Below are 7477 nucleotides of genomic sequence, written 5' to 3'. Positions count from 1 at the left end.
AATAAAAATACTTGTATAGATAGTTTATTTAAACTAAAAAATTTATTAGATTTTAAAGTTATTGATGTAAATGAATTTAAATTATTAAAATATAAACTTATAAGTAATATATAAAGAAAAAATTGTTAGGCTTAAGTTAGTCTAACAATTTTTTCTTTATTAAGCTATTATATAATAATAAAAATAAATAAGGAGGAATATATGGGAAATAAAATAAAAGATTATATATATGGAGAGTTTGAAATAGATGATGTATTAATAGAACTTATAAATTGTAGTGCAGTACAAAGGTTAAAAAATATACACCAAGTAGGAGCAACTTATTTAGTTAATAAAGATTTAAATGTAACCAGATTTGAACATTCAGTTGGGGTGATGTTATTAATTAAAATGTTAGGAGGCAGTTTAAAAGAACAAATAGCTGGATTGCTTCATGATGTATCCCACACTGCTTTTTCACATGTTATAGATTTTGCATTAGATAACAATGAACAAGATTACCATGAGATAATTTTTAGTGAAGTGGTTATTAATTCAGAAATACCTGATATATTAAAAAGGTATGGATATAATTATAAAGATATATTAATGGATGAGAAAAAATGGACTATACTTGAAAGAAAAGCTCCTAAATTATGTGCAGATAGAGTAGATTATACATTAAGAGATATGTATAAGTACGGGTATACAAATAAATCTGAGGTTGATTTATTTATAAAAGACATATGTATAGTAAATGGTGAAATTGTTGTTAAAAGTATAGATAAAGCTAATTGGTTTTTAGATTTATACTATAAAGAAGTTGTAGATTTTTTTATGAGTCCAATAAATGCTTATGCATATGATAGATTAGCTAAAGCTATAAAACTTGCTATAAATACTAATGAATTACATATTAAAGATATATTAAAAACAGATAATGAAGTTATAGAAATATTAAAAAAGTCTAAAAATAATGATTTATTAAATTTAGTAAATTCATTAAATGGTGATATAAAAATTAGAATAAATGAAAATAAATACGATATACATATAAAAGGGAAATTAAGATTAATAGACCCTAGCGTTTATATTAATAATAAAGTTTTTGCTTTATCAGATTTAGACTATAATGTAAATGAGATAAATAATAAAGTTAAAGATATTATAAATAAAGGTGTATATGTAGAGATTATAGAATAAAATAAATTAAATATTTTTAATTGGTGAATATAATTTTATTATGTAAACCTAAAGAAAAACTTTAATATGTTAAAAAATTATGTTAATAGATAATCACTTAGTATTTCTAGTATAAGTTAAAATAGAATATTAAGTGATATTTCTTTTATTATGTCAAATATTAATATATAATAGGTATTACTGAGATTTTCTTATGAAAGGAAGAGATAAATGAATAAAAAAACAGCATTAGTTACAGGAGCATCTAGAGGAATAGGCAAAGCTATTGCGACTTTATTTGCTGAAAATGGATATAATGTTTTAATAAATTATAACAATTCAGAACAAGAAGCCCTAGATTTATATAATGAGCTAAAAAGCAGAGGATTTTCAGTTGATACATATAAAGCAGATGTTTCGAAAAAGGAAGAAGTCAATCTTATGGTAAATTATTGTATAGGGCAGTTTGAAGGAATAGATGTGTTAGTTAATAATGCAGGAATAAGTAAAACTAATTTGTTTACAGATATAAGTTATGAAGAATGGGATGAAGTTATAAGTACAAATTTAAATAGTGTATTTTATGTAACTAAAAAAGCATTACAATATATGATTCCTCAAATGAGTGGGAAAATAATAAATATATCATCTATATGGGGAATGGTTGGAGGTTCTTATGAAGTACACTATTCAACTAGCAAAGCGGCAATTATAGGAATGTCAAAAGCACTTGCTAAGGAACTTGGACCTTCAAATATTCAAGTAAATTGTATAGCTCCAGGAGTTATACAAACTGATATGCTAGATAATATTGAAGATTATGCACTTGAAGCTTTAAGACAAGAAACACCTCTTATGAGGCTTGGAACAGCAGAAGATATTGCAAATTGTGCTTTATTTTTAGCTAGTGATAAATCTAATTTTATAACAGGGCAAGTTATAAGTCCTAATGGTGGATTTGTCATAGTATAAAGGTTGGGGGATATTAAAAATGGAATATAGTATTAAAAGACTTATTCGTCTAATTATAGGTTTATTTGTTTGTTCATTGGGAATAGTTTTGACTATACATTCAAACTTGGGATTATCTCCTTGGGAAGCATTTCATCAAGGTTTATCAAAAAACTTAGGTATAACAATGGGGCAAGCTAGTATATCTGTAGGAATAATAATTATTATTATAGACATAATATTAGGTGAAAATTTTGGATTAGGAACTATATTAAATATGATACTTATAGGTGTATTTATGGATATACTTATGTTAAATAAAATAGTGCCAGTATCTAAAAATATAATAACTGGAATCATAATGATATTTATAGGAATGTTTACAATAGGTTTAGGTTGTGTTTTATATATAGGTGCAGGGTATGGAAGTGGACCAAGAGATGGAATGATGATAGCACTTCAAAAAATAACTAATAGACCTGTAAAATTGATAAAAACTATTATAGAGATGTTTGCATTAATATTTGGATATTTACTTGGAGGAAGTATCGGTATAGGAACTGTAATAACTACAATATGTTTTGGATTAGTTTTACAATATTCTTTTGATATTTGTAGATTTGAAACAACTAAAGTTAAACATAGATACATAATTGATGATATTAAATACATAAAATCTAAATTACTAAATAGATCACATGAAACATGTATTACTAAAAACTTAGAAGAAAATATAGATGATTAAAAGAAAGCTTATGCTTTCTTTTTTTTTACTTGCAGATAAAAATGTAGAAATAAATAACACATTTGCGAAAATTGATACATATAGTATAAAAAGAAAGAAAATTATATAAGGAGGATTTGAATTGAAAATTTGTATACCAATAAAAGATGAAATACAATTTCAACTATACAATGATATAAATAATACTCCAAATATAATTATATTCGATACAGGGACTAGAGATTATTTTATTAAAGATACGTCAAAAATGACTTTAGGAAATATAATTCAATATTTAATTGATAATAATATAAATAGAATAATATCTAGTGTAAGTAATATTAATCATAATAAATATATATCCTGTAAAGATATAATAATATACAAACCGGATAAAAGTGTAGATGCTTTTTCTAATATAGATTTATTTATGTCAAACAAATTAAAGGTAGATAAAAAAGATCACTGACATTTTAAATAAAAAGCTGTAAGCTTTAAATATATAAGTGGGATTTAATAATCCCATTTTACATAAAATATAAATAAAAACTTAAAAAATGAGAAGAATATATATCATAAATAATAATTTATAGTGATATATGTAAATTAAATTATAAAAATGATAAAAAGTAGTAGAAAAATGTCGAAAATAGTGTATAATATATATAATAAATAAAACTAAAGAAAAAGGAGAAATCTATGTCAATAATATTCAATATTTTAGGAATCATAGTATTATTAGGTGGGCTTTACCTAGTATCTACTGACAAATCGTCGGTAAATAAGAAACTTATAGGAAAGGCTTTGCTAATCCAATTTGTACTTGCATTTTTCCTGGTTAAGTTTCCTTTAGGAAGAAACATTGTAATGGTAGTTTCTGATTTTGTAACTAATGTATTAAATTATGGAGTAGAAGGTTTAACTTTTGTATTTGGACCATTAGCTAATACTAGCAATGGAATGATATTTGCTGTATCAGTACTTGGAAACATAGTATTTATAGCAGCATTAGTATCAGCTCTTTATTATTTAGGAGTTATAAACTTTGTAGTTAAAATAATAGGTGGAGCAATACAAAAAGTTTTAGGAACTAGTAATGTAGAAAGTTTTGTTGCTGTTGCAAATATGTTTTTAGGTCAAACAGAATCTCCAATACTTGTAAGTAAGTATTTACATGTAATGACTACAAGTGAACTTATGCTAGTTTTAATATCTGGTATGGGAAGTATGTCAGCTACAGTTTTAATGGGATACGTAGGAATGGGTATACCTATGGAATACTTACTTATAGCAGGGGCATTAGTTCCATTAAGTAGTATAATGGTTTCTAAGTTATTAATACCTGAGACTCAACAAGAAGAGGTTGTTGAAAATGTTGTTATGGATAGAAAGGGTGCTCATACAAATATAATGTCAGCTATATCAGAGGGTGCTACTAATGGTATGCAAATGGCATTTGGTATAGGTGCTGCATTAATTGCTATAACGGGATTAGTTGCATTAGTTAATGGGGCATTAGGAGTAATAGGATTATCATTACAACAAATACTATCTTATGTATTTGCACCACTTGGATTCTTAATGGGTCTTGATCCATCAAATGTATTAAAAGCTGGAGAATTATTAGGTACTAAGATAGTGCTTAATGAATTTATTGCATTTGGAGATTTAGGAGCTATAATAAAATCTCTTGACCCTAGAAGTGCTTTAGTTATGTCAATTTCTTTAGCTGGATTTGCAAATATATCAAGTATAGGTATATGTATATCAGGTATATCAGTATTCTGTCCAGAAAGAAGAACGGAAATATCTAACATAGCTTTTAAAGGTATGATAGGTGGATTTTTAGTTAGTACATTATCAGCTATGATAGTAGGATTAGTATTATTATTCTAATTTTAGTTGAAATAAAAAGATTTGAGTTATCTCAAATCTTTTTTTATTGTAATTTTTACATTTTATTTCTAGTATTTTGTATGAAAGTTTAAAGTAAAATTTATGTCGAAATATAGAAAAATATATACAAATATGTTAATATAAAAAAACGCAAACAAAAAAGTATAAAGGGTAAGGGGGACGATTAAAATAAGTATATCAGATCTGATTTTTATGGGTATACCTGAAGCTATAGCTATTTTTTCATCAGCAAGTATGGCTTTAAATAATATAAAGCGTAAAAATATAATTTATATGATATTAACATATTTATTAGTAATATACTTTTTAAAAAATACATTACCATTAGGAATTAGCAGTTTATTTTTATATATTTCTATTGCTATTATACTTCATATATTTTCAAAAGTTAAAATAGTACGTTGTTTTATTTTAACAGCGATAATATTGGGAATTAAGATATTAACTGAAGTAATGACTATTACTTTGATAAATTTTATGGGTATAAATCTTCAATCAATATTAGATAATAGTATATTAAAAAGTTTATCATGTTATTTATCGTTATTATTTATGTTTATTATAATGAAGTTAGTAAAATATAAGTATTTTATTAAAATGCTAGATTTAAGAAATATATCTATCAAAAATAAATATACACAGCAAATACTTTTTTACATAAGTATATTAATAATGGCTATAATAGGAATTTTAATTTTATTAATATATAGTATAAGTGAAATGCATTATAATGTAGAAATATTTATGAGAATATTTGTAGGGCTTTCATTTATTTTTATATTAATAGTACTAATTATTACTTTAATAAATTATGATAAAAGAAAAGTATTAAATGAATTAGAAAAGAATTTGATGGAAAAAAGTCTTAAGCAAATGGAAGATAGTGTAAATGCATTAAGGATACAAAAACATGATTATATGAATCATTTACAAATAATATTAATGCAAATGTCAAGTGGAAAGATAGAAGATGCAAAAAGGTATATATTAGGAATGGCAGATTATGATAACAATGTAGATATAGATTTTGTAACTGGAAATCATTATATAGATGCTATACTAAATACAAAAAAATTAAGAGCTTCAAGGTATAGTATAGATTTAACGGCATGTATAGATAGTTTATTAGATGATATAGAGTTATCAGATTCTGAGGTGAGTTCTATACTTTTAAATATAATAGATAATGCAATTGATGAACTTAAAACTTATGAAAAAGACTATAAATATGTACATATTGATATATATAAATGTGAAAATTACCATAATATATCAATTAAAAATAATGGTTCTAAAATAGTAGATACAAAAAAAATATTTGAACTTGGATATTCTTCTAAATCCGAAGGCAGAGGTTATGGATTATATTCTATTAAAAAATTATTAGAATCATATAAATGTATGATAGACGTAGATAGTGATGATTTGGAAACTGAATTTTACATTCAAATACCGATTAATAAAGAATAATTTAGTATGTGAAAGAAAGACTATATTTTAGAATACTCTAAAATATAGTCTTTAATTTATTAATAATTAGAATCATCTGCCTCGTATTTTAATATTAAATTTTCATTTATTATAGCATAAATATAAAATAGTAAAAGTAGAAATAAAAAGATATATATCATAATAACCCCCCCTTAAACTAAATCCAATTAATACTATATTATACTAATCATTAATATATCCTTTAAAATTTAATAATTGAATTTAAATTATTATGATATCTACGAAACTATATCTAATATTTATTATTTTATCTCAAATCTTTCTAGCTAAATCTACATCATACGTGATTATAAGTATAGTTATATTTAACTATTTAGAGACTATAAAATGAGTATGTTCTGTAGCGTCTTTATATTCTTTCATTTCACATGTTTTTATACAAATTTGAATTAGATTTTCATAAGCTTTTTTTTCATATTCAGACATTCTTGTAACATCATAATGAATACCAGAGGCAAAACTTTCTGCTCCAAAGTATGTTACTATATTTAAGCCAACGCTTTTTATTTCATTAATTGAATCAGATGGTATGGATAAGTATGTTTCAGTAAAGGATTCTTCGTTACTCCAAGCTTGTGATGAAAATAATCTTTCTATATTAATTATATTTTCAAATTCTAAACTGCATTCATGAATTGCAGCTTTAAGAATTCACAATCCATTTAAATATGAAATCATACAAAGTCCATTTTGTTTTAAAATACGTTTAATATCATTAAGTATATTTAATCTAAAGTTTTTATCTTGTATATGATATATTGGTCCCATTAATAAAATTATATCGAAACTATTATCTTTAAATTGACTTAAGTCACTACAATCTCCACATATGTAATTGTCTGCTTTTAGATTTAGCTAAATTAAGTTCTTTTTCTGATATATCATACAAAGTTACATTATATCCTTTTTTTAATAATTCTATAGAATATCTGCCAGGTCCACAGCCTATATCAAGTACTTTACCTGATTTTTTTAAGTATTTATCCATCATAGCAAGTGTTGTTTTAAATTCAATTATACTATATGGATTAGATAATCTATTAAATTCTCTTTTGGCATTTTCATTATAATAATCTTTAACTATATTATTCATTTTATACCCCCCTTATGTAATTAACAATATTAAAAAGTTTTATGATAATTATATCTAAATTTAAATAAGAATATAACTTAAATATATTTAAATTATGAAAAACTTATACTATGTATCGT

Annotated in this window: 6 protein-coding genes and 1 pseudogene; 6 read left to right on the top strand and 1 reads right to left on the bottom strand. The window is 24.0% G+C overall.

Features of this window, described 5'->3' with window-relative positions; translation table 11 throughout:
• Positions 1 to 201: 201 nt before the first annotated feature.
• From ABFX13_RS05865 to ABFX13_RS05840, 6 genes are all read left to right on the top strand, one after another.
• Entirely contained in the window at positions 202 to 1182 is a 981-nt protein-coding gene (locus ABFX13_RS05865; protein ID WP_346043768.1) for an HD domain-containing protein, read from the top strand.
• 210 nt (positions 1183 to 1392) lie between these two features.
• Positions 1393 to 2133: an elongation factor P 5-aminopentanone reductase gene (ymfI, locus tag ABFX13_RS05860; protein WP_346043766.1), complete on the top strand. Its 741-nt coding sequence runs from the start codon at positions 1393 to 1395 to the stop codon at positions 2131 to 2133.
• Between the two features lie 19 nt (positions 2134 to 2152).
• The gene (locus ABFX13_RS05855; RefSeq protein ID WP_346043764.1) at positions 2153 to 2857 is read left to right on the top strand and encodes a YczE/YyaS/YitT family protein; all 705 of its coding nucleotides are present in this window, start codon (positions 2153 to 2155) and stop codon (positions 2855 to 2857) included.
• Between the two features lie 121 nt (positions 2858 to 2978).
• Positions 2979 to 3305 (top strand): hypothetical protein, encoded by a 327-nt coding sequence (locus ABFX13_RS05850; protein WP_346043762.1) that lies wholly within the window; start codon positions 2979 to 2981, stop codon positions 3303 to 3305.
• 230 nt (positions 3306 to 3535) lie between these two features.
• Positions 3536 to 4732: a NupC/NupG family nucleoside CNT transporter gene (locus ABFX13_RS05845; protein ID WP_346043758.1), complete on the top strand. Its 1197-nt coding sequence runs from the start codon at positions 3536 to 3538 to the stop codon at positions 4730 to 4732.
• A gap of 213 nt (positions 4733 to 4945) precedes the next feature.
• Positions 4946 to 6223, top strand: a complete 1278-nt coding sequence (locus ABFX13_RS05840) for a sensor histidine kinase (RefSeq protein ID WP_346043756.1) — start codon at positions 4946 to 4948, stop codon at positions 6221 to 6223.
• A 693-nt stretch (positions 6224 to 6916) separates the two neighbouring features.
• Here the strand turns inward: ABFX13_RS05840 and ABFX13_RS05835 are convergent.
• A pseudogene (locus ABFX13_RS05835) lies at positions 6917 to 7253 on the bottom strand (class I SAM-dependent methyltransferase).
• Between the last annotated feature and the right edge of the window lie 224 nt (positions 7254 to 7477).

Origin of the sequence: Paraclostridium tenue (assembly GCF_039521565.1) — a bacterium.
GTDB classification, from domain to species: domain Bacteria; phylum Bacillota; class Clostridia; order Peptostreptococcales; family Peptostreptococcaceae; genus Paraclostridium; species Paraclostridium tenue.
The sequence above is the reverse complement of the archived record's forward strand: the minus strand, read 5'-3'. Positions and strand labels throughout refer to the sequence as shown.

Bases quoted from the DNA above. Each gene is read 5' to 3' on its own strand.
- ABFX13_RS05865 (WP_346043768.1), top strand. From the start codon at position 202: ATGGGAAATAAAATAAAAGATTATATATATGGAGAGTTTGAAATAGAT.
- ymfI (WP_346043766.1), top strand. From the start codon at position 1,393: ATGAATAAAAAAACAGCATTAGTTACAGGAGCATCTAGAGGAATAGGC.
- ABFX13_RS05855 (WP_346043764.1), top strand. From the start codon at position 2,153: ATGGAATATAGTATTAAAAGACTTATTCGTCTAATTATAGGTTTATTT.
- ABFX13_RS05845 (WP_346043758.1), top strand. From the start codon at position 3,536: ATGTCAATAATATTCAATATTTTAGGAATCATAGTATTATTAGGTGGG.
- ABFX13_RS05840 (WP_346043756.1), top strand. From the start codon at position 4,946: ATGGGTATACCTGAAGCTATAGCTATTTTTTCATCAGCAAGTATGGCT.